Source organism: Flaviaestuariibacter flavus (genome assembly GCF_004337505.1).
Classification (GTDB): domain Bacteria; phylum Bacteroidota; class Bacteroidia; order Chitinophagales; family Chitinophagaceae; genus Flavisolibacter; species Flavisolibacter flavus.
Window position 1 is genome coordinate 435178 of sequence record NZ_SJZI01000002.1, and the last position, 21911, is coordinate 457088.

A 21911-nucleotide genomic window follows, 5' to 3' on the forward strand; every position below is an offset into this window, starting at 1 on the left:
GTCGGTGTCGAATAACGGTTACCTGCGGAGCGCGATCAGGCTAAGCGCATTGTGGCAGAATTGCCTCGGCCGGCAGTATAAAGGGTCAACAAGACGAATGCTGCGCCGCCGCAAAAACGCTACCAGCAGGCCAAACACTAGCAGTTCGGCCAGCGGCCACGCCAGCGCCGAGCCTTCGAGGGCGCGGTAGTGGTGCAACAAGGGTAGTAATACAATATTGACACCGAACCCGGCAATCAGGTAGCGAACGTACACGGCTTCGTACTTCAGGTGCAGCATTACCTGCTGCCCGAGGGCCAGGTTGAGATTTGAAAGCAGGAGACCGAAGGCGAAGATCCGCAATAAGGGTACAGCGCCGGCAAACTCATGCCCGAATACGAAGCCGATCAGTGGCTCGGCAAAGAGCAGCGCCGCCAGCGAGATACCAAGCGTCAGCGTCACCACGTAAGGCAGTATCCGCCGCACCCGTTCCAGCCCCGCGGCTTCCGACTCCCGGAAGGAAGCACCGATATAGGGGAAAAGCACCGTGTTGAGCGGCATCGAAATAATGCTTTGGAAGATGACCACGATCCGCAGTCCGGCCGAGTACAGGCCCGTATCCGGGATGCTCAGAAGGGAGCCCGCCAGGATCAGGTTGGTGAGGTGGGACTGGTTTCGGATCAACTCCATAGCCGACATGTGGCGGATATCGAGCAGGGTTTGCTTCACTGCGCCCACCTTCGTCCACGACACCCGGATGCCATAGCGCCGCAGGGCATAGCGCAGCGAGAAGAAGGACACCGCCACATGCGACAGGCTGGTGATCAGCGGGTGCAACACGTAGTCGCTCCGCTCACGGATGGCCAGCACAATGGCGATCGAAAAGCAAAGTTTGGAAATAAAGCTGAATATCGCGAAGCGCCGGGTTTCCTGCATTGAATGATATACCCAGCTCGGGTTGATGACCCAGCCGATGCAATACAAAAACGCAAAGAACGACACCAGCTTCTGTGCCGCCAGCTGCGGCACCGTCCATACCAGCACCGAAAACACCAGTGCGCAGGCACCGAGTATATAAGTTTTCGCCACCAGGACGCGGCTCACCACGGCATTCACCGCTTCCTTATCGCCCTGCGCCTCTACGATACGGCGAATGCCATAAAGGTCAAAGCCGGCGTTGATAAACAAAACGAAGTAATAAACGTAGGCAAACACATAGTTGACCACGCCGTAATACCCCGGACCGATGATCCTTGATATGATCGGTAACGTCACCAGGGGCAACACGTAGTTGCCCGCCTGGAGCATTGCCAGGGCCAGGAAGTTGGCCATGGCAATGCGTTTACCTCCGCCGATGCCTGTTGCACTAGTCTTCATAGTCTTCAGTTGCCCCGGGCTCAGCCGGCATCAGTGAAACGGTAATAGGGGTAGATCTGCGGCACAGGTGTATCGTGTGCCTTTCTCGGCGCGGGCATGTCGGCCACGAGAATGAACCCAAGGGAAGCAAGGGAGCGGCTGACCGTATTCTGCATGCGGGCCACCTTATAGTCAGCTTCCTCTTCCTGGCATACCGGCTCGGGGTGAACGGGGGTCCGCGCTACACGCACCTGGCTGTATTCGGAAAGAAAGCAGCGGATCATGGCGATATCCTCATCCGAGATAAGCGCCGGCGCGTTGAGCCAATGCAATACGCCGCAAACACCGCTGATGCTACGCACCTGCGCGAGCTGGGCTTCAGTTATCCGTACAAATACGATCCCGGGAAAAAGCGGTTCCTGCTCTGTCTTTTTCAGGAAGGACCAGTTTGATGTGATGGTGCGGAGCGGAAGATAGGTTTCGAACTTTTTTCTGGCCAGCAGATGGGCCACCTTTTTCTCGCACTTGGAACGGGTGCATAAGGCATACCAATGCCCGTTGGGTAAAGGGGTGTTCATTCAATTGGTTTTATAGGTTAGCATCAACCGCCTGTGTGGCGGAAAAAAACAAGTTCATCGGTTTCCCGCGATATTGGATCAGGCCTTTTTCACCTGTGGGCGCAGCATCCGGAACAATGTACCAAAGCTCCAGGATGATGCATTGCTATTGTACGGCTTGCCCCCCTGGGCCCCGAAACCGTAGCCATAGCCACCCGCTTTCTGGAAGCCCCTGGCCTTCACCGCGTTGAACACGATCGACAGGTTGGGCAACGCAGCTACCGGGTAGGCTTCGTCGAGCTTACGGATTACGGATTTCGGCGTTTGTGCATGGCGAACCACGAAGTAGGTAAGATCGCTCCATTCGGCCAGGATAAAGGCATCCGTGGCTGTTCCTACCGGCGCGGCGTCCATGATGATGAAGTCAAAGGTTTCTTCCAGGTACTCGAACAACACGCCGAGTTTTCCGTTCAGGAGCAATTCCGTGGGTTGGGTCTCCGCAGTGCCGGGCGGTATCACGAATAGGTTCTTATATTCCGTTCCTTTAATGACCTCATAGGGCTCTGTCTCTTCTTCCAGAAACTCGGCAAGCCCTGTCGGCGACCCTGTCAATAACAGTTGTGAATCCTGCGCGGGGCGAAGGTCCGACTTTAACAAAACAACTTTCTTGCCAGAGAGCGACATGCTAACGGCCAAGCGCTCCGCGATAAAAGTTTTTCCTTCCCCGTTAAGGCTGGAAGTGACGAGGATCTTTTTCTTGCCGCCCGACTTGCTGAAAAGCCCCGTTGCCACACGCAATTGGCGCAATTGCTCCTCGATCGCGGGATTGCTGCGCAATGACGCGCTTCCCTGGTCGTAAGCGACCTCGCCGCTGACCGGGATCGAAGTATACTGCTCGAGTTCGGAGCGGAACAGCAGCTTCTGGCTCAGCACCTCGCGCTTGATCACGTAAGCGATACCGGTAAGCACCGACGCAATGAGTGCGGCCAGCAGTATGAAAGGCTTATTGGGGCTTACCGGCAGCGTGGATGCCCGGGCAGTTTCCACTACTTTACTATCGGCGATGTTTGATGCCGACCCGATTGCGGTTTCTTCGCGCTTTTGAAGCAGGAAGGAATAAATGCTGTTCTTGATCGACTGCTGACGGCTTACGTCCAGCAACTCGCGCTCTTTTTGCGGAATCGTCTGGAGCATCGAGTTATAACCCGAATTCGTGGAGGAAAGATCGCGCTGGCTTGCCTGCAGGCCGCGGCGTTGGTTCCGGATATTCTCAAGCACGCTCGGCCGCATCCGCTCGATCTGGTCGTTGAGCGCAATCATGCTCGGATGGTTCTCGGCGGTCGTCTTGCTCAGGCGCTCCCGGTCGAGTTCGGCCTGGTAAAGCTTTTCGAGCAGGTGGGAAAGCAGCGGGTCGGCAACACCCAGGGTAGCCGGCGCAATCGAAGTGCCCTCTTTGCTTACCACATATCGTTCCACCTGGTCGAGCACGGCAAGCTTCATATTGATCTCCGAAAGCCGCTGGTCGTTGTCGCCAACATTCTTAAGGTACATGCGCCCCTGTTCACTGAGATCTACAATCCCCTTGCTCGACTTATAATTCTGGATCTGCTTTTCTACCGAGTTAAGCTCGCGTTGCACGATGCGCATCCGCTCGTCTACAAAGGCGATTGTATTGCGGGCAATGGCATTGCGGTAATCGATGCCGGCGCGGTTGTAGTCTGCGATCAGGTCGTTGAGGATGTCCTCACCGCGCTGAGGCACCTCGTCGCGGAACTTCAGCTTCACGATGCTCGACAGCTTGCCGGCAGCGGTCACCTCCAGTTGTTTGGAAATATCGGCCGCAGCCACTTTGGGTTTTACAAGGCTGAAGCGCAGCGGCTTGGCGGCTTGCTTTTCAAAGTGCGGATTGGTCACGAACTGAAGCTCACCCCACGGGGTATTCACCGGAATATTAAGCGGGTAGTTATGGCCGCCGGCATGCACCACCTGGCGGGCGGCATCATAGGCGAGCGGCACGGGCTCCTTGGTTGTGCGGATTGTTTCGGGATTGACGGCCGTCACCAGGACGGGGCTGGTGGTATAAGCCGACCGGTCGGAAACGCGGCCCTGCTCGCTGATGGGCGCATACAGGTGCAGGTGGCGCACTACGGCGTCGAGCAGGTTGCGCGACTGGAGCACGACCACTTCGTTTTCGACGATCTTTTTGGAGTTGAGAATATTGAGCGATTCACTGACAGTAATCTCTTCGGATCCTTTCTTTTCATCGCTGATCAGCAGGGTCGCGGTCACTTCGTAGCGCGGCGTTGCGTAACGTATGTACGCCAGGCCGGCCAGGAGGAATACAATGGCCAGTCCCAGGAATAGCGGCCAATATGGCAGATAGCGTGTAAGGAGCTCTTCAGCAAAAGGGGTGTTTTTCGCTTTCGGTCGGTTAGGCATGTCTTCACGGTTTTATCGGGTCACTCGATCCACAATAATTGTAACAAATGAGAGGCCACTTAGTATGATTGGTAATATTTGCCGGCCGTTCGAGGCCTGACCGACGCGGGCTTTCGTTGGCTCGGCATAAACAACATCGCCATTGTGCAGGTAGAAATACGGGGAGCTGAGCAGGCTCCTGTCGTTTAGATCGATCCGTTTCAGGATCTTTTCGCCTCCCTCCTCCCGGATGAGCAGCAGGTTATCGCGGCGTCCGTAAATGGTGAGGTCGCCGGCCATACCGATGGCTTCGAGCACAGAAATTTTTTCGTTGGGCACCGGAACAACGCCGGGGTGGGCCACTTCACCAAGAACGGTCACGCGAAAATTGAGGAAGCGGATGGACACCACGGGATCGAGCAGGAGCTTTTTATCGACCAGCTGGGTGCGCAAGGTTTCGGTGATATCCTTCTTGGTATACCCCGCCACGCGCATTTTGCCGAGTATCGGGAATTGAATATTTCCGTCGGCATCCACCAGGTAACCCGTAGCCACAGTCGTGTTGGTGCCGTTGATGGTGGTGTTGGAGTTGTTATTAAAGAGTGCTGTGGCCTCCGGGTTGGGGCTGCTCACCTGGATGCTGAGCAGGTCGCCGGGATTGATCCGCTGGAGCTCCGGCGCCGGGCTGGCCATCCGGAGATCGTTCGGGATATCATTGAAGTAGGTGACCTTGCGTGTATCAACGCAGGATGCAAACAATAAGGGGCAAGCAGCGATGGCGAGCTGAATGGCCGCTGAGGCGGGCTGGAGTCGGAGTCGCATAGTTTAGGCCCTGCATTGGCGCAGGCACAGCATGCGCACAATTCGCATGCCACCGGGCCCACAACCTCTGCCTGCAAGCGACAGCCGGTCCGGAGCAAACTCCCGGGCGGCTCAGGCTGCCGCGATCCTTTCCGCATTGGTTTAAGATTTGAGGCGTCTTTGCGGGTGTCGGCGCTTCAACAGGATGCGGACGTCTTCAATGATTGCAGGGAGTCCCGTTCTTCATTGACCATGTTTAACCGGTTGACAGCTTGTGTGGACTTGTACTGTCTTACCTCAAACCGCCTGACTATGGGAGACCTTTCCCAACAAACGATCGCGGGCAATCCGGCCCGGCATGGCTCAGAACCCCGGGTAGACTGGGTGGACTTTGCCAAAGGCTTCTGCATCTTTATGGTTGTCATGCTGCACTCAACGGCAGAAATAGAAGAAGCCGTGGGGCGGGAAGGCTTTATGCGTTACCTCGTGACCTTTGCGAAGCCTTTCCGGATGCCGGACTTCTTTATGATTTCCGGCCTGTTTCTTTCCCGCGTCATTCACCGCGGATGGCGCTCCTACCTTGACCGGAAGGTGCTGCACTTTGCATACTTCTATTTCATCTGGGTCAGCATTCACTTTGCCTTGAAACTACCCGGTTATGTGCGCAGCCACGAGCTCGCAGCCGGAATTTCCGATTACTGCAAAGCGTTCATACAGCCGCTCGGTACGCTTTGGTTCATCTACCAGCTTCCCGTTTTTTTCGTATTCATCAAACTGGTGTGGCGCATACCGCCGCCAGTCATCTTCGCTTTCGGCGCCGCACTCGAGATCGCGCATATCAACACCGGCTGGATCGTTATCGACCAGTTTGCTTCCCGCTTCGTCTATTTTTATACCGGGTACTGGCTGGCGCCAAAAATCTTCGCCCTGGCTTCCTGGGCCCAGTCCCGGACCTCCCTTGCGGCGCTTGCCCTTTCCGTGTGGTTCCTGCTGAATGGCGCGCTTGCCTTTGGCGGCTACGCCGCGAAACCCTTCATCTCCCTGCCCCTTGGTTTTGCCGGCGCGGCGGCTGTAGTCATCGTCGCGGTGTTGCTTGCCCGTACCGCGGCTACCCGGCCCATCCGCTACTGCGGGCAGAACTCCATCGTCGTTTATCTCGCGTTTTTCCTTCCGATGCATGCCACAAAGGCCATATTGCTGAAGACCGGCCTGGTTCCGGATGTAGGTATGATGGCGATGATAACTTCCGTTGCGGCAGTAAGCGGCGCTCTGTTGCTTTGGTGGAGCGTGCGCCGGACACAGCTATCCTTCCTGTTCGTGCGGCCTTCCCGGTTCAGGCTCGAAAGGGGCAGTGCGGACCGGAAGCCACCACATGTTTTCAAATGGAGCCTGTTGACGAATAATATCTATCGCAGGATGACACGTTCAAAAAAGCCGGAGAAAATCGCCTAGCGACACCAATCCTACCGTACTACAGTGTAAAATTCCGGTACCTGACAGGTAGCAAAAACAAAAGCGCCTCCGGCTGATGCCGGAGGCGCTACATACTGTGGGCGGAGAGAGAGGGATTCGAACCCCCGGAGGTTTGACCCTCAACGGTTTTCAAGACCGCCGCAATCGACCGCTCTGCCATCTCTCCGCGGCAAATGTAAGGTCGGCGAAACAAATCGCAAAAAAAGCTTCTGAATGCGAGGCGGTTATGCGCCGACTATCATTCCAGAAGAAAGCCTCCCAAACCGGGAGGCTTTATAAAATCATCCGCCTGAACATCCTACTTGCTTTCTTTAAGGACCATGTCGATGGTGATTGCCGTTGCAACAATATTGATCTTAGTACGGTTGTCGGCAAAATCCGGTGCGAGGCTCACATTGTATTTATCGGCGGAAGTGAATAGCTCCTTTGCAAGTCCGGGCCCTTTTTTATTAGTGCTACCGTTGGTGTTGCCTCCGGCATCGGCGATGGAAAATTTCCGCGCTTTCGAATCTCCTTTGATCGCGGAGATTTCGCCGCCGGCCTCATTATTTTTTGTTGAGCACCGGGCGCAGCACCTTTTGCCAGCCGGGCACGTGCTGCCGGATCATGCCCACCGGGAAGCCGTCGCCACCGTACACTTAGCATTCGTTATGAAACTTCAGGGACTGCACCTTTTCGTCGATGAAATACTCAATGTTTTCAAAAAACGAGGAAAAAAACCGACCCATAAACAGTCCGGTTTCACCAAATTTGGTAATGCCGGCACATTTATACGGTGATCCGATCACCAATTCCGAGTCACTAGAAGGGACTGAATGTACAGGGCCGGTGAAAAAAAGCGCTCCTGTTGCGCTCTTTTACACGAATCGTCTTACTTTTGCCGCCCCAACCGGAGAGATGCCAGAGCGGTTGAATGGGTCGGTCTCGAAAACCGAAGTACGGGCAACTGTACCCAGGGTTCGAATCCCTGTCTCTCCGCAAAACCCCGACAGCCCTGTCGGGGTTTTCAATTTCCCTAAGCCCGCTTCTTTTGCAGCTGCACCTGCCCCGTCGGACACAGGTGCAACAGCGTACAACGGGCACAATCCGGCCGGAAGTGGTAGCAGGTTTTTTGCCCGTGTCGCATCATCACCTGGTGATGGTCGTATACTTCCTGGGCCGTGAAGTATTCCGGCAGCAGGTCTTCCAGCACCTTGTGGGCCCTGGCCTCCCCGAGCTTTTCTTCAATGATCCCGAGGCGCACCGCCACACGGAAGTGGTGTGCGTCTACCGGCATAGCCCGTCCACGGATCGTGCTGAAGGAAAGCACCGCCGCGCTTGTTTTGGGACCGACGCCCGGGAGTGCTTCCAGCCAGGCCCGTGCTGCTGCTACCGGCATCGCTTCCAGAAAGTCCAGGTTGAGTGAGGGAAGCCGTTCGGTAAGTAGTCGCAACACCTGCTGTATCCGCGGCGCCTTCTGCTCCGGCCAGGTGCAGACGCTGATGGTTTCTTCCACCTCCCCCACCGGTGCGTCGCGGACCGACTCCCAATCGGCAAACCGCTCCCGCAGGCGCCGGAACGCAGCGCCGGAATCCCGGTTCCTGGTACGGTGCGACAGCAGCGCCGACACCAGTTCACTCAGCGGATCAAGGTCGTGGAAATAACTGATCTCGCTCCCGTATACATCAGTAAGGAGACGATGCACCTCCAGCACAAATGCTTTATTATCATCAGGAACTTCTTTCACAAGGTGTTGCGTTGATCATACACACCAGGCCAAAATATATGCCGTGCGCGGGCAGCGAGGGGCTTGCGCCATATCTGTAGCAACATCGTCCGGAATGCTCCTGAATGAGTCAACAAAAAGCCCCTCCGGGGAGGGGCTTCTATTATTTCAGCTGCTGCGTTCATTAAAGCTTCACGAAGCGGAGCACTTCGGTCTTGCCCTTTTCGGTGCTACCCGAGAGCAGGTAAGTGCCGCTCTGCAGTGCTGCAAAGCGCAGTTGCAGTTCGTTGGTGCCGGCATGAACGTTCTGGGTGAACGTGAGTACGCGGCGACCAGAGGCGTCAAGCACCTGCCACTGGATACGCGACGACCGGGCGGCCTGCACCCGCAGCATTGCCGATGCCAGCACCCGGTTCGGGAAGAGCGCGGCCCCGCCAATGTTCGGATCGATCGACGACACGGCGGTACAGGTGTTCACCGCAAGGGCCACCGGGTTGGAGGTGGCGCTGCCGCAGCTGCCGCTGACCACAACGTCGTAGTTGGCCGCATCTGCCGCGGTTACGGAGGCAATGGTGTAACTGGCCGCGTTGGCACCGCTAATATTGTTACCGCCTTTGCGCCACTGGTAGCCCAGCCCGGTTCCGCTTGCACCGACATTGAAAGTGGCCGAGGTGTTGGCGCAGGTGGTGACCGCCGTCGGCTGGGTCGTAATGGCGGTATTGGCGTTCAGCGAGAGGGCTGTTGCAGTTGAGGTGATGCTGGAACCGCAGCCGCCGGTAACAACAACCGTGTAGTTGGCCGCATCAGCCGCAGCTGCAGCCGGAATGGTATAAGTAGCTGAAGTGGCGCCGCTGATATTGACGCCATTCTTCCGCCACTGGTAGGTAAGTGAGCCACCTGAAGCCGTAACGGAGAAGGTGGCCGGGGCACCGGCGCATACTGCGAGCGTAGCCGCCGGCTGTGTCGTGATGGCCGTAACCGGGGCAATGGAAAGCACTGAGCCCGACGAGGTGACCGTGCCGCAGGTGCCGGTAACATCTACGGTATAGGTCGCGGCATCAGCGGCAGTTGCGGCGGCAATGGTATAGGTAGCCGCGTTGGCGCCGCTGATATTAGTTCCGCCTTTCTTCCATTGATAGGTTAGCGTACCGCTGCCGGTGGCCCCGACGCTGAAAGTAGCCGGGCTGCCATTGCAAACCGAAACCGTGGCTGCCGGCTGGGTGCCGATGGCTGTGGCGCTGTTTACCGTCAGTACAGCATTTGCTGAAGTAACGGAGCCGCAGGCGCCCATCACATCCACTGTATAGGTGGCTGCGTCGGCGGTCGTAGCACTGGCGATGGTATAGGTGGGGTTGAAGCCACCCGGGAGCACTAACCCGTTGCGGCGCCAGCGATAGGTAAGGTTGGAACCACTACCGGTAACCGAGAACGTAACCGGGCTGCCGGCACAAACCGTTTGCGCAGCCACGGGCTGGGTGACAATCGAAGTACCCGGCGCCAGCGTAACGGCGACCGTACCCGTGCTGGTGCAGCCCCCGGGGCTCGTGGCCGTAACCGTGTAGGTGGTGGCGGATGCAGGGTTGGCATAGACGTTTGCTGCCGGACCGCCTGTATAGGGTACCGAAGCAGCCGCGTCGGTGAACAATCCCGTCGTCGGTGCCCAGGTCATGTTGGTGCGCTGGTCGCCCTGGACGGTGACATTGTCAATTGCCCAATAATATCCATAATTCGAAGTGTATTTGAAGCGGATGTAGAGCGTAGGTTGGTTCACCCATGCATCAAGGCTGACACTTGCCGTTTCGAACTGGTCGGCGGCGCCCACGGTCGCAGCCTTATAGCTTTGAACCGAAGTCCAGGTAGTGCCGTCAACCGATACTTCCACCGTAGCCGAGTCGGTCGGCGCAAATGAATAATAGCGGAAGTAGTGGTAGAACTCAAGGCTGAGCGTCGACATCCCCATGGTGCTGAAAGCCGGCGAGCGCAACTGCGCGATCGTTGTGCTGCCGGATCCCTGGGCGTCGCTGTTACTCATCATAAAGGTAGAGTTGTCGTTGCTCGCGAACGTCACGAAACTGTACACGTAACCGCTGTTGTGCGCGGTCCAGTCGGCCGCCGTCGGCGTGCCGCCTGTTGACAGGTTGGTGCGGGTCCAGGCGGGCGCGCCGCTGTTAAAGTCTTCGCGCAACAGCACCAGGCCGTTTATCTGGCCGCCGGTGCCTGCCAGCGAAGCAGGCGCACCACTGCAGGCCGCCGCTGTTGCCGGGGAAATCACGACCGGGGAAGGATTACGATTCACAGCCACCGACACCGAATCTTTAGCAACGCAGCCGGTACCATTGTCGGTTGCCGTGAGTACATACCGCGTCGATGCCGACGGTGTAACTGTTTGGCTGGCACCGGTGAGCCCGCCGGGCGACCACGAATAGGTGTAGTTGCTGTTGGCGCTGGCAACCGAAAGCGTGGTGGATGCCCCGGCGCAGATGGAATTCTGGCCTGCGCTCACGGTAATCGCCGGGGGCGGCGTCACGGTAGCGACAACCGCGGCGCGGGCGCCCGCGCAAACGGTTTTTACCTGCCAGTTGTAGAAATAGTACCGGGAGCCCGATGTCAGGTTGTCGCCATCCAGCGTGTTGCCGGTAATGGAAAAGCCGTTCACTGCGGCCGGGTAGGTATAGGTGCCCGCACCCCGGTAGAGGTCATTGTCATAATACAGATACCAGCCCGACTTGTTGGCCGGCACCTGGAAGTTGAGCGTGATGGTCTTCTTCGTGGTGGTGCTCACCTCCGATTGCAGGATGTTGACCGTCTGCGACGCGATCTCGTTGTCGTTATCGTCGTACAGGTAAATGGTCAGATCGCCTGCAATGGCGGGGTAAACGTCCACCGACTGGATGATGGCCGCATCGGTGGTGGCGAAAAACATCCCATAGTCGCTGTATGCCGTCAGGTTCGCCGCATTGTCGGACGCAAGGCCGACAGCAAAGGGTGTACTGACCGTTTGCGGCTCGGCATAAAAGGTAGTGGTGCTGCCGATCACCGGTGTGGTAAGGGAATTGCCGGTAGCCAGTTGGTTGCCACCGGTGGCGGCATCGTACCAGACGATACCGGATCCCGCTGGCGCCGTGGCCTGGAGGTTAACGGTTCCCACGCCGCAACGGGAGGCGGGGGTGGTACTGGCAACAGTCGTTGCCGGGCAGGTAAGCACGCGGGCGGGGGAAGTTGTGGAAATCCGGCGGCTGCCAGCGCGTTGCGCATCCGCATCCGGTGAAAGCATCGCACACAGAAGTGCCAGCGTAAAGATCTTTCGCATAAGGGTTGGTTTTGGTAGGAAAGGTTGATTGTCCTGCTTAAGGTAAGTACTTCTGCCATTACCGTAAAATGAGTTTTCCCACATCAACCCGCCCAGCCATCACCGCCAGCACCCTTACCCCCGCCAGAATCATGGCTGCGCGCGGCCTGAAGTCTTACCGGCGCGGCCAACCCGCGGGGCTTTATTCCTCCTCTTCTTTTTCCTTTACCAGCACCAGGTTATTGAGGTCCACCTGCATCGGCAGCTGGCCGATCTTCACCACCGCCCGCTTGCCGCGCAGCTCCAGCACCTCGCCCACCTGCAGGTTTTTCTTCATCTTCACCCGGTCGCCGACCTTGATCTCACCGGCAAGCTCCTCGTATTTCGCATTGAGCTGCTTCTGCTTTTTGCTCACCACTTTCTGCTCGTCCTTCTGCTTGAAAAGAAGGGCCGCCATCTCCTTGAACACATCGTTCTTGTTCTCGGCCTTCCGCCAGTCGAGCGTTATCTGGCGCAGCTTGCGCTCCATGTCTTTCAGGTAGGCCAGGCGCTCCTCCGTAACCATATTCTGGTGCTTGAGCAGTTCCACCTGCTGGCGGTGCTTCTCTTTATCCATCACCTGCTCCATCTCCTTGCGGAGGCGCTGATTTTCGCGCACGAGCCGGTCTAGTTCCTTTTGTTTCTGCTCCACCACCTGCAGGTCCTGCTCCGTGCGGTTGAGCAGCTTATCGAGCTGGAAGTGCTCATTGTCCACCAGGCTACGGGCCCTGTCGATGAGTCGGCGGTCGAGGCCGATGCGCTCGGCGATGGAAAACGTGTACGACGAACCGGGCTTGCCGATATGCAGCTTGTAAAGCGGCATCAGCTTCTTTTCATCAAAGGCCATAGCGCCGTTGACAATCCCTTTCGTCTTTCCCGCCATTACCTTCAGGTTCAGGTAGTGCGTGGTAACGATGCCGATGGCATGTTTCCGCGCCAGCTCCTCGAGGATCACTTCCGCGAACGCACCACCGAGATTGGGGTCGGAACCGGAACCGAGTTCATCGATAAAGAAAAGCGTACGGCCATTGGCCACTTCCATAAACGACTTCATATGCATCAGGTGACTGCTGTAGGTACTCAGCTCAAACTCGATGCTTTGGGTATCGCCGATATGGATCAGCAACTGCTTAAAGATGCCGAAGGTGCTGGATGGATGCACCGGCACCAGCAGGCCGGCCTGAACCATCATCTGCGTCAGGCCGACGGTCTTCATCGTTACCGTTTTACCACCCGCATTCGGACCGGAGATCACCAGGATGCGGCGATCCTCGTCAAGCGTGAGGTTCATCGGGATGGTGGACTTGCCCGCCCGCTCGTTGTACAGCAACAGCAGCGGGTGGCGCGCGTTCACCAGGTTAATGTGCGCCTTTTCGTGCACAACCGGGAACTCGGCATGCAGCGCGGTGGCGAGTTGCGCTTTCGCATAGATGAAATCATACTCGCCCACGATTGCGTGGTAGGTCTGCAACAGGGGCGCATATGCGGATAGGTTCTGCGTCAGCTGCTTGAGGATGCGGTACACTTCCTTGCGCTCATCTGCCTCCAGCTCGTAAACCTGGTTATTCAGCTCCACCGTCTCTTCCGGCTCAATGAAGGCGGTACGGCGGCTGTCGCTTTCGCCATGGAGGATACCGCCGATGGTGCGCTTTTGCTCGGCTACAACCGCGATCACCCGCCGGCCGTTCATAAAGCTCTCCTCTATATCGGCGAGGTAGCCGTTCTTATTGAGCTTCGTCACAATGCGGTCGAACACACGGCGCAGCTCCTGGCGGCGGCGGTACAGGCTCATGCGGATCTGCGCGAGCTCCGGCGATGCGCTGTCTTTCACCATACCCGTATCATCGATCACTTCATCGATCATTTCCTGGATGGCCTTCTCGTAATAGGTACCGGCGATCACGTTAGCCAGGCCGGGGTATGCTTCGCGGCGTTCGGAGTCGAACCAGCGGAAGATCTTTTCCAGCGACGCCGCCAGCTTGCGGATACCGACGAGCTCCTCACCCACCAGCATGGAGCCGGGGATGGCGAGCAGGCGCAGCTCGCGCCCGAGGTTGAGCACGTAGTCGGCGGGGAAATAAATGGCATTCTGCGTGATCTGCTTGTATTCGTGGGTCTGCAACAACTCACGGTCAATGATATCCTTTCGCGTATGGATGCGGAGGTTGGCCGCTTTCTCACGGGCATACTCAGTGCGGCAGCGCTCATGGAGGAGACTGCGGATCTTGTCGAACTCGAGCTGCACCGGGGCCGATTCCGGGTATAACTTCATGAATGCTACTTGCTTAATTAAGTGCACAAAGGTACGTAGCCGTTTTTCCTGTTCTTAAAGGAAAGCCAAAGCAGGATGAAACTCCTTGTTAAAAAGGCCCTTTTGCATTTTATTTGCCGCTGTCCGGCTGAAATTTGTACTTCAAGTGACGCACCTGATGAACCATAGAGTTTTAGCGGCAGTACTCTTTTTCGGAGTGCTGATCGGCTGCGTGGCCGAAACGCAAACCAATAAAATGAGCCTGGCCATGGATTCCCCGATGAATGAGCGTACGGACACTGCCACTTTTGCCACCGGTTGCTTCTGGTGTACCGAAGCGATCTTCGAGCAGCTCAATGGCGTGCTCAAGGTAACCTCGGGCTACTCGGGCGGCAAGCAGCCGAACCCAACTTACGAGGAAGTAAGTACGGGTTCCACCGGATACGCCGAATGTGTGCAGGTAGTGTACGAGCCGGCCAAGATCTCCTACGACGAGCTCCTCGAAGTATTTTTTGAGGTGCACGATCCTACCTCGCTGAACAAGCAGGGCGCCGATGAGGGACCGCAATACCGGAGCGCTATCTTCTACCACGATGCGGCGCAAAAGGAAAAAGCCGAGTACTACCGCCGGGAGCTCGACAAGAGCGGCGCCTGGAGCAAGCCGATCGTAACCGAGATCGCACCGTTCCACCGGTTTTACTCCGCCGAGAGTTATCACCAGGATTACTACCAGAACAATAAATATTCGAACCCTTATTGCGCCATGGTGATCCGGCCCAAGCTGGAAAAGTTTCAAAAGGTTTTCGCAAAAAAGCTCAAGAAAGGCTGACGGCCGCACTCAACGACATTTTCTCTTCCACCGGTCCCGACGACAGCGTCGGGATCTTTTTTTTACCTTGCCTGCATGAAACCCTTTTCGCTGCTGGTCGCGCTACTGCTAACCCTTTTCGCATCCGCACAGAACGACACCACCTACGTGCTGCGTCCCGACCGGGTGTTTGACGGCGAAACGATGCATACCGGCTGGATCGTCGTGATCCGTGGAAATACGATCCTGCAGGCAGGCAATATGCAGGTGAAACCGGCCCAGCCAGCGCGGGTGATTGAGCTTCCGGGCAAGACGCTGATGCCCGGGCTGATCGAGGGACATGCGCATCTTTTCCTGCACCCCTATAATGAAACGAGCTGGAACGACCAGGTGCTTCGCGAAAGCCGCGCCGAGCGTATCGCCCGGGCCGTGGTGCATGCCGAACGCACGCTGCGGGCCGGCTTCACCACGGTGCGCGACCTCGGCACCGAAGGCGCGGCCTGGGACGATGCGGGGCTGAAAGCCGCGATTGAAAAAGGGATCGTGCCTGGCCCGCGCATGATCATCGCTACCCGTGCCATCGTTGCCAAAGGTGCCTACGGCCCGAACCTTAAAAATGCCGACATCGACCTGCCGCAGGGCGCGGCCGAGGTTTCCGGGGCCGAAGAGATGCGCCGCGAAGTGCGCGACCAGATCGCCCGGGGCGCTGATCTTATTAAAGTATACGCCGATTACCGCTCGGGGCTGAACGGCAAGGCTGTGCCTACGCTCAGCGAAGAAGAGATCCGCATGGCGGTGGAAACAGCAAATGGAACGGGCCGGCCCGTGGTGGCGCATGCCGCCACGAACGAAGGTATGCTGCGTGCCATCCGCGCCGGCGTTTCTACCATCGAGCATGGCGATGAAGGCACCTACGAGACGTTCGTCGAAATGAAAAAGCGCGGCATCGCGCTCTGCCCGACCCTTGCTGCCGGCGACGCGACCGCGCAATACGGAGGCTGGAAGAAAGGTACTGACCCGGAGCCGGCGCGCATCCGTACCAAACGAGAGAGCTTCGCCGCTGCCCTGAAGGCCGGCGTTACGATCTGCATGGGAGGCGATGTGGGCGTGTTTGCCCATGGCGACAATGCCCGCGAGCTGGAGCTGATGGCCGCCGCCGGGATGAAAACCCTCGACATTCTCCGGAGCGCCACCTCGGTAAACGCCGACGTCTTTGGCTGGACCGACCGCATCGGGCGCATACGTCCCGGCCTGCTCGCCGACCTGGTGGCCATCGATGGCAACCCGGAAGCCGATATCCGCGCGGTACGCCAGGTGCGCCTGGTGATCAAGAACGGGCAGCTTCGCTGAGCCCTGCCCGCATAGGGCTCGCGGGAAATTTCCTAAATTCGAAAAGCAAAAAGAGCAATATGAAAAAATGGTTCGCGGTGCTGTGCAGCCTCCCCCTGCTGGCCGCCGCACAAGACAAAGGCATTCAATTTACCCATGCTTCTTCCTGGGAGGAAGTGATGCAGCAGGCACAGAAAGAAAAGAAAATGATCTTCGTAGATGCCTTCACCACCTGGTGCGGGCCCTGCAAATACCTGAGCAAAGAGGTCTTTACCCAGGACAAAGTGGGCAAATATTTTAATGAGCACTTCGTATCCGTAAAACTACAGCTCGATACGACGGACAAGGACGACGATTACGTAAAGCAGTGGTACCCCTATGCGAGCAAAGTGATGAACGGGCTCCAGGTAAACGTTTTCCCGACACTCCTCTTCTTCGACGCAAACGGCCAACCCGTTCACCGTTTTTCAGGAGCGGGAAATGCCGACGGGCTGCTTGCAGACGCCGCCAATGCGCTCAACCCCGACCAGCAGTTTTACACGCTTCAGAAGCGGTACAGCTCCGGCGACCGCGACGTGGAATTGCTGCGCAACTTCAGCAATGCTGCGCTGAAAGCTTACAAGCCGGAAGCGGCTGAAAAAGCCTTCACTGATTATATGCAGGCTACCGGCAGCCAGGTGACACCCGAAAACGCGCAGCTGGTCTATTTTATGGCCAACAAGCCTTCCGACCTGGCTTTCGAGCTGATGGCCGCCGACCCGAAAGCCTTCGATAAAGCCCTGGGCAAAACCGGGGCCGCCAACGAACGCATCGGAACAGTTTTGTATGAAAGCTTTCTTCAGAACATGATGATCCGGAATTCGGATAACGGCGCGACCGAGCAGGTAGCGGCACTAAAAACGAAATACCCGGCTGCCGTAGCATATGCCGATGCCCGCGCGCGCGTTAATTATGCAATGAATACAAACAACTGGCCCGCGTTTACGAAGGCTGCGTCCGATTTCGTGAAGAAGTATGGTCCGAAGGTTTCGCCCGAAGAAAAGAACAACCTGGCGTGGGCTTTCTTCGAGCACGTAAGCGACACCAAACAGCTTAATGAAGCGCTCGCCTGGAGCAAGGCTTCGCTGGTTGCCAACGATCCCAATTTCATGGATACGTACGCCAACCTGCTGCACAAGCTCGGACGCACGCCGGAAGCCGTCCAGGTAGAAACAAAAGCCATGGGCCTGGCTTCCGATAAAGAGAGCTTCAAGACGACGATCGAGAAGATGAAGAAAGGACAGAAAACCTGGTAAAAGAAAAACAGGCCTATGGGTCTGTTAGTCTATCGGTAAGCCGGCAATACAATAACAAAAACGACGCATGATTGCGTCGTTTTTGCTTACAAAGAGACTTTCTACAACACGCCTTTCGTACTGGGCAGCTGATCGTTGAGCGGATCTTTGCGCACCGCCATTTTGAGGGCTTTGGCAAAGGCCTTGAAGATCGCCTCGATCTTGTGATGCTCGTTATCGCCGCGGCATTCGATATTGAGGTTGCAACGGGCGGCGTCGGAGAAGGATTTGAAAAAGTGGAAGAACATCTCGGTCGGCAGGTCGCCTACTTTTTCGCGGCGGAAGACCGCGTTCCAGACGATCCAGTTGCGGCCGCCGAAGTCAAGCAGCACCTTCGCTTCCGTTTCGTCCATCGGCAATGCAAAACCATAGCGCTCAATTCCCCGCTTGTTGCCAAGCGCCTTTGCAAAAGCCTCGCCCAGGGCGATTCCGGTATCCTCGATGGTGTGGTGCTCGTCGATGTGCAGGTCGCCCCGAACATCAATGTGCAGATCCATACCGCCATGACGCGCTACCTGGTCGAGCATATGATCAAAAAAGCCGAGTCCGGTGCTGATCACCGACTTCCCTGCCCCTTCCAGGTTGATCCGGATATCGATCTGTGTTTCCGACGTCTTTCGGGTATGCACCGCACTTCGCTCCTGCCTGCGCAAAAACTCGTAGATATCCCGCCAGTGCTGCGTTTCGAGGGCCACCACTTTGGCAAGTTCCGCTTCGTCGTCTTTTACTTCCGCTCCCCCGAGCGTGGGATTGTTCTTAAGCCAGATGGCGCCGCAGCCCAGGTTCTTGGCGAGTTGCACATCGGTAACCCGGTCGCCGATTACATAAGAATGCGGCATGTCGTAATCTTCGCTGCCGAGGTAGGCACCAAACATCCCGGTGCCCGGCTTGCGGGTATCGAGCCCGTCTTCGGGCATACTCCGGTCAATCAGCTCGTTGGCGAAAATAATCCCCTCACCGGCGAAGGTTTCCATGATGAGCCGGTGCACCGGTGTAAAGTCCTTCTCGGGAAACTTAGCGGTTCCGAGCCCGTCCTGGTTGCTTACCAGCACCAGCTCATAGTCCATCTCCTGAGCAATCTTTCCCAGGTAGCGAAACACTTCCGGGTAAAAAGAAAGCTTGTTGAAATAATCGATCTGGTACGTAGGCGGATATTCTTTGATCATGGTGCCATCCCGGTCGATGAAAAGGCAGCGGCGCTTATTGTCAGCCATTCGGGTACGAATTTAAAGTGGTGATCAGCTTTTGGTTCTGTTCCGGTGTGCCCACGGTGATGCGCAGGCAATCGTCGCAGAGGATTACGTTGCTCCGGTTGCGAACGATGATCCCTTTGTCGCGCAGGAACTCGTACACCTTCGTAGCCTCCGCGATCCGAACCAGCACGAAGTTGGCGTCGGACGGAAAGACCCGCTGCACGCCGGGAAGTGTGGCGAGCCCGCGGACAAGCGTTTCCCGCTCGGCTACCGTTTCCCGGATCATCGCGTTGACCTCGTCCAGGCTGTCGAGGGCCTTCAGTGCCAGCTCCTGGGTAGCGGCATTGATATTATAAGGCGGCTTGATTTTATTGAGAATTTCGATGATATCAGTTGAAGCGTAGGTAACGCCAAGGCGCAATGCAGCCAACCCCCAGGCTTTTGAAAAGGTTTGCAGCACCACCAGGTTGGGGTAATCTTTCAGTTCGGAAAGAAAGGAGCGGTTGCGGCTATAGTTGATATAGGCCTCATCCACCACCACAAGCCCGTCGAAATTATTCAGGATCACTTCGATCGCTTCCCGGTCGATGCTGTTGCCCGTCGGGTTATTGGGCGAACAGATGAAAATGATCTTCGTTTGAGCAGTGAGTGCTTCCTCAATGCCTTCGAGGTCGAGCTGAAAGTCGGGCAGCAGCGGCACCTCCTGAACGGCCACGTTGTTCACATGGGCGTACACTTCGTACATGCCGTAGGTCGGCGGGCAAATGAGCACCGCATCCAGCGCGGGCTCGCAAAAGGCGCGCAGCAGCAGGTCGATGCATTCGTCGGAACCATTGCCCAGGAGCATTTGCCCGGCCGGCACATTCTTGATGCCGGCGATCTTTTTCTTCAGCTCCCACTGAAGCGGATCGGGATAGCGGTTGTACCATTTCGTAAGCGGCGAGCCGAAAGAGTTTTCGTTGGCATCGAGGAAAACGCTGGCAACCCCGCTGAATTCACTGCGTGCCGAAGAGTACGGCTTCAGCGCGCGGATATTGGGGCGAACGAGTTTATTGATATCGAACATAAGCGGTTTCAGATTTCAGATTTGAGTTATTTGGACGAGCCCAGGCGAACCCGTACCGCTTCGGCGTGGGCCTGCAGTCCTTCGGCTTCCGCCATGGTCGTTACAGTGCCTGCGATCGATTCAAGACCGGCGCGGGTCAATTGCTGGAACGAAACTTTTTTTACGAAGCTGTCGAGACTGACGCCGCTGTAGGCCCTTGCGAAACCGTTGGTGGGCAGCGTATGGTTGGTTCCGCTGGCATAGTCGCCGACACTTTCGGGTGAATAGGGTCCGATGAAGACCGAGCCGGCATTGATCACGCGCCCGGCGAGGGTTTCCGCATCCTTGCATTGCAGGATGAGATGCTCGGCGGCATATGCATTAGCCAGTGCCAGGGCTTCATCGAGATCGCGCACCAATACGCTCCGGCTTTTTTCCAGTGCTTTCCCGGCAACGGAAGCACGGGGAAGCAATTCCAGCTGCCGCCGCAGTTCCTGCTGCACGCCTTCGAGCAGGGGCGCGCTATCGGTGAGCAGCAGCACCTGGCTGTCCGGACCATGCTCCGCCTGCGAAAGCAGGTCAGCGGCAACGAAAGCAGCGTTTGCCGATTCATCGGCAATGACGCAGACTTCGCTTGGGCCCGCGGGCATATCGATGGCTACACCCGACTGCTGCACGAGTTGCTTGGCCGCGGTAACATATTGGTTGCCCGGACCGAAGATCTTGTGTACTGCAGCAATCGATTCGGTGCCATAGGCCATGGCCGCAACTGCGCCTGCCCCGCCTGATTTATACACGAGGCTGATGCCGCAGAGCCGCGCAGCGTAAAGGATGGCCGGGTGTACGCTTCCGTCTTTCATCGGTGGTGTACAGAGCACCACGATAGAGCATCCTGCAAGCTGCGCCGGCACGCCGAGCATCAGCACCGTTGAAAAAAGCGGTGCGGTCCCACCGGGCACATACAGACCAACGCGCTCGATACCGATACTTTTCCGCCAGCAGCGAACGCCGGGAAGGGTTTCCACAGCCTCCTCCGCTTTTTCCTGCGCCGCATGAAAAACGCGGATGTTCCGGTAGGCGGCGTCGATCGCCTCTTTCAGTTCCGGTGCCAGCAGGTCTTCTGCAGCAGCCATTTCGCCGGACGTTACAGCCAGCGATTGCAGCGCCACACCATCAAAGCGTGCAGCGAGCGTTATCAGAGCCGCGTCGCCACCGCTCCGAACCTCTTCGAGCACCGATGCTACGGTATCGAGCACCGCGCGGTTGTCGGAATAGGGCCGTTCCGTAATGCCTTTCCACTGGCTGCGATCCGGGTATTTGATGATTTCCATGAATACGATTTCGGGGTCAGGTCCTTTACTGGTTTACAGGATCATTTTTTCAATCGGTACCACCAGGATACCCTGGGCGCCGGCAGCCTTCAGGGCCTCGATCTTATCCCAGAATTCATCTTCGGGCAGCACGCTGTGCACGGAGCTCCATCCCTCTTCGGCAAGCGGGAGCACGGTGGGGCTCTTCATCCCCGGGAGCAGCGAAAAGATAATATCGAGTGTATTATTCGGCGCGTTCAGCAGGATGTACTTGTTCTTGCGAGCGGCCTGCACCGAGCGGATGCGGAAGATCATCTTCCGGAGGATCTCTTCTTTCTGCTCATCGAGGGTGGCATGACGCACCAGTACAGCCTGGCTGTCGAGCAGGGTTTCCACTTCCTGGAGCCCGTTCATGAACAGGGTCGAGCCCGAGCTGACGAGGTCGCAAACGGCATCGGCGAGGCCGATGCCCGGCGCGATCTCCACCGAGCCGGATATCTCGTGTATCTCGGCTTCCACGCGGTGTTTGCGCAGGAAGTTCTGCAGCAGGAAAGGGTAGCTGGTCGCGATCTTCATGCCTTCGAGGTCGGCGGGTTCGTTATAGGTCATGCCCCGCGGCAGTGCAAGCGCGAGGCGGCAGCGTCCGAAGCCGAGCGGCAACACCACGTCCACATCCTTGCACTTTTCGTAGAGCACGTTTTCACCAACGATGCCGATGTCGGCCACACCATCCTGCACATATTGCGGGATATCATCGTCGCGGAGGAAATATACCTCTACCGGGAAATTCTCCGCCTCGCTGCGAAGCTTGGCACCACTGCTTTTCACGGCGATCCCGCAATCATTGAGGAGCTTGATGCTGTCTTCCGACAAGCGCCCCGACTTCTGTATGGCAATTCTCAGGTTCATTTTCTGGCATTAAAAAAGGCCTACCATACCGGTAAGCCCCTGTTATCGTTGCACTGCACAATACACCGGCTTACCCCTGGGAGGTATGATGCTGGTGGATATGTACAGTATTGTT

16 protein-coding genes and 2 tRNA genes are annotated in these 21911 nt (G+C 57.1%); 5 read left to right on the forward strand and 13 right to left on the reverse strand.

Translation table 11 applies throughout. The features are described from left to right. Positions 1 to 18: 18 nt before the first annotated feature. The 4 genes from EPD60_RS02570 to EPD60_RS02585 form a co-directional block, all read right to left on the reverse strand. The gene (locus EPD60_RS02570; RefSeq protein WP_131446540.1) at positions 19 to 1356 is read right to left on the reverse strand and encodes an oligosaccharide flippase family protein; all 1338 of its coding nucleotides are present in this window, start codon (positions 1354 to 1356) and stop codon (positions 19 to 21) included. Between the two features lie 20 nt (positions 1357 to 1376). Then, positions 1377 to 1913, reverse strand: a complete 537-nt coding sequence (locus tag EPD60_RS02575; protein ID WP_131446542.1) for a transcription termination/antitermination NusG family protein — start codon at positions 1911 to 1913, stop codon at positions 1377 to 1379. A gap of 78 nt (positions 1914 to 1991) precedes the next feature. After that, positions 1992 to 4331 carry a GumC family protein gene (locus tag EPD60_RS02580; protein ID WP_131446544.1) on the reverse strand — a complete coding sequence of 780 codons (2340 nt, stop codon included), beginning with the start codon at positions 4329 to 4331 and terminating at the stop codon, positions 1992 to 1994. Between the two features lie 12 nt (positions 4332 to 4343). Continuing rightward, the gene (locus EPD60_RS02585) at positions 4344 to 5132 is read right to left on the reverse strand and encodes a polysaccharide biosynthesis/export family protein (RefSeq protein WP_207896519.1); all 789 of its coding nucleotides are present in this window, start codon (positions 5130 to 5132) and stop codon (positions 4344 to 4346) included. A gap of 15 nt (positions 5133 to 5147) precedes the next feature. Here EPD60_RS02585 and EPD60_RS02590 point away from each other — a divergent pair, with 15 nt between their 5' ends. Continuing rightward, entirely contained in the window at positions 5148 to 6563 is a 1416-nt protein-coding gene (locus tag EPD60_RS02590) for an acyltransferase family protein (RefSeq protein WP_207896520.1), read from the forward strand. Between the two features lie 102 nt (positions 6564 to 6665). Here the strand turns inward: EPD60_RS02590 and EPD60_RS02595 are convergent. Together EPD60_RS02595 and EPD60_RS17360 are read right to left on the reverse strand one after the other, a co-directional pair. Next, positions 6666 to 6750: transfer RNA gene (locus EPD60_RS02595), tRNA-Ser, on the reverse strand. 132 nt (positions 6751 to 6882) lie between these two features. Then, complete coding sequence (locus EPD60_RS17360) at positions 6883 to 7113, reverse strand: phospholipid scramblase-related protein (protein ID WP_207896527.1); 231 nt, start codon at positions 7111 to 7113, stop codon at positions 6883 to 6885. Between the two features lie 362 nt (positions 7114 to 7475). On the opposite strand from EPD60_RS17360, the gene EPD60_RS02605 reads away from it, so the two are divergent. Continuing rightward, positions 7476 to 7562, forward strand: a tRNA-Ser gene (locus tag EPD60_RS02605). A 37-nt stretch (positions 7563 to 7599) separates the two neighbouring features. Here the strand turns inward: EPD60_RS02605 and EPD60_RS02610 are convergent. From EPD60_RS02610 to EPD60_RS02620, 3 genes are all read right to left on the reverse strand, one after another. Beyond that, positions 7600 to 8310: an endonuclease III domain-containing protein gene (locus tag EPD60_RS02610; protein WP_131446546.1), complete on the reverse strand. Its 711-nt coding sequence runs from the start codon at positions 8308 to 8310 to the stop codon at positions 7600 to 7602. A gap of 163 nt (positions 8311 to 8473) precedes the next feature. Further along, on the reverse strand, positions 8474 to 11599 hold the full coding sequence (locus tag EPD60_RS02615; protein WP_165871376.1) for an Ig-like domain-containing protein: 3126 nt from the start codon (positions 11597 to 11599) through the stop codon (positions 8474 to 8476). Between the two features lie 181 nt (positions 11600 to 11780). Further along, entirely contained in the window at positions 11781 to 13889 is a 2109-nt protein-coding gene (locus tag EPD60_RS02620; RefSeq protein ID WP_131446550.1) for an endonuclease MutS2, read from the reverse strand. Between the two features lie 157 nt (positions 13890 to 14046). Between EPD60_RS02620 and msrA the strand changes: the two genes are divergently transcribed. The 3 genes from msrA (at position 14047) to EPD60_RS02635 (ending at position 17300) form a co-directional block, all read left to right on the forward strand. Then, entirely contained in the window at positions 14047 to 14697 is a 651-nt protein-coding gene (gene msrA, locus EPD60_RS02625) for a peptide-methionine (S)-S-oxide reductase MsrA (protein ID WP_131446552.1), read from the forward strand. A gap of 75 nt (positions 14698 to 14772) precedes the next feature. After that, a complete protein-coding gene (locus tag EPD60_RS02630; protein ID WP_131446554.1) occupies positions 14773 to 16026 on the forward strand; it encodes a metal-dependent hydrolase family protein in 1254 nt (417 codons plus the stop codon). A 59-nt stretch (positions 16027 to 16085) separates the two neighbouring features. Beyond that, positions 16086 to 17300, forward strand: coding sequence for a thioredoxin family protein (locus tag EPD60_RS02635; protein WP_131446556.1), 1215 nt, complete (start codon positions 16086 to 16088; stop codon positions 17298 to 17300). Positions 17301 to 17401: 101 nt separating this feature from the next. Here EPD60_RS02635 and hisB read toward each other — a convergent pair whose 3' ends face one another. From hisB to hisG, 4 genes are read right to left on the reverse strand one after another with little or no spacing between them, the layout of a single operon-like run. After that, positions 17402 to 18553 carry a bifunctional histidinol-phosphatase/imidazoleglycerol-phosphate dehydratase HisB gene (gene hisB / locus EPD60_RS02640; RefSeq protein ID WP_131446558.1) on the reverse strand — a complete coding sequence of 384 codons (1152 nt, stop codon included), beginning with the start codon at positions 18551 to 18553 and terminating at the stop codon, positions 17402 to 17404. Next, entirely contained in the window at positions 18546 to 19598 is a 1053-nt protein-coding gene (gene hisC, locus EPD60_RS02645) for a histidinol-phosphate transaminase (RefSeq protein WP_131446560.1), read from the reverse strand. The genes hisB and hisC overlap by 8 nt, the downstream gene beginning before the upstream one ends. A gap of 26 nt (positions 19599 to 19624) precedes the next feature. Next, complete coding sequence (hisD, locus tag EPD60_RS02650; RefSeq protein WP_131446562.1) at positions 19625 to 20908, reverse strand: histidinol dehydrogenase; 1284 nt, start codon at positions 20906 to 20908, stop codon at positions 19625 to 19627. A gap of 33 nt (positions 20909 to 20941) precedes the next feature. Continuing rightward, positions 20942 to 21796, reverse strand: coding sequence for an ATP phosphoribosyltransferase (gene hisG, locus EPD60_RS02655; RefSeq protein ID WP_131446564.1), 855 nt, complete (start codon positions 21794 to 21796; stop codon positions 20942 to 20944). Positions 21797 to 21911: the final 115 nt, after the last annotated feature.

What these genes read in the sequence shown, in the direction of transcription:
- EPD60_RS02570 (WP_131446540.1), bottom strand. Translation starts at nt 1,356, where the DNA reads ATGAAGACTAGTGCAACAGGCATCGGCGGAGGTAAACGCATTGCCATG.
- EPD60_RS02575 (WP_131446542.1), bottom strand. Translation starts at nt 1,913, where the DNA reads ATGAACACCCCTTTACCCAACGGGCATTGGTATGCCTTATGCACCCGT.
- EPD60_RS02580 (WP_131446544.1), bottom strand. Translation starts at nt 4,331, where the DNA reads ATGCCTAACCGACCGAAAGCGAAAAACACCCCTTTTGCTGAAGAGCTC.
- EPD60_RS02585 (WP_207896519.1), bottom strand. Translation starts at nt 5,132, where the DNA reads ATGCGACTCCGACTCCAGCCCGCCTCAGCGGCCATTCAGCTCGCCATC.
- EPD60_RS02615 (WP_165871376.1), bottom strand. Translation starts at nt 11,599, where the DNA reads ATGCGAAAGATCTTTACGCTGGCACTTCTGTGTGCGATGCTTTCACCG.
- EPD60_RS02620 (WP_131446550.1), bottom strand. Translation starts at nt 13,889, where the DNA reads ATGAAGTTATACCCGGAATCGGCCCCGGTGCAGCTCGAGTTCGACAAG.
- msrA (WP_131446552.1), top strand. Translation starts at nt 14,047, where the DNA reads ATGAACCATAGAGTTTTAGCGGCAGTACTCTTTTTCGGAGTGCTGATC.
- EPD60_RS02630 (WP_131446554.1), top strand. Translation starts at nt 14,773, where the DNA reads ATGAAACCCTTTTCGCTGCTGGTCGCGCTACTGCTAACCCTTTTCGCA.
- EPD60_RS02635 (WP_131446556.1), top strand. Translation starts at nt 16,086, where the DNA reads ATGAAAAAATGGTTCGCGGTGCTGTGCAGCCTCCCCCTGCTGGCCGCC.
- hisB (WP_131446558.1), bottom strand. Translation starts at nt 18,553, where the DNA reads ATGGCTGACAATAAGCGCCGCTGCCTTTTCATCGACCGGGATGGCACC.
- hisC (WP_131446560.1), bottom strand. Translation starts at nt 19,598, where the DNA reads ATGTTCGATATCAATAAACTCGTTCGCCCCAATATCCGCGCGCTGAAG.
- hisD (WP_131446562.1), bottom strand. Translation starts at nt 20,908, where the DNA reads ATGGAAATCATCAAATACCCGGATCGCAGCCAGTGGAAAGGCATTACG.
- hisG (WP_131446564.1), bottom strand. Translation starts at nt 21,796, where the DNA reads ATGAACCTGAGAATTGCCATACAGAAGTCGGGGCGCTTGTCGGAAGAC.